Origin of the sequence: Vibrio sp. 10N.261.54.A5 (genome assembly GCF_041471145.1) — a bacterium.
In the GTDB taxonomy this organism is placed as follows: Bacteria; Pseudomonadota; Gammaproteobacteria; order Enterobacterales; family Vibrionaceae; genus Vibrio; species Vibrio crassostreae_C.
This window is the reverse complement of the sequence record NZ_JBFRNU010000130.1, coordinates 1-222: the sequence shown is the minus strand read 5'-3', so window position 1 is coordinate 222 and position 222 is coordinate 1. Positions and strand designations below refer to the sequence as shown.

Below are 222 nucleotides of genomic sequence, written 5' to 3'. Positions count from 1 at the left end.
ACTTGACGGTGACGCCAGTGAATGATGCGCCGGAGCTGACAGGCGATCTGTTGGGTGAAATGGATGAAGCAGGCAGCTACACCATCACGGCGGCAGATCTTGGCTACACGGACGTTGACGATACGGACACAGGCGTGAGCTTCACGGTCAGCAACGTGAGTAACGGCACAATCTTAGTGAACGGCGTCGCGTCGAGCAGCTTTACGGTGGCGCAGTTGGCGG

At 58.1% G+C, this 222-nt stretch carries 1 protein-coding gene; it reads left to right on the top strand.

The features are described from left to right. Positions 1-17 precede the first annotated feature (17 nt). On the top strand, positions 18-222 hold a 205-nt coding region (locus AB4329_RS22490), incomplete at its 3' end, for a hypothetical protein (protein ID WP_372139339.1).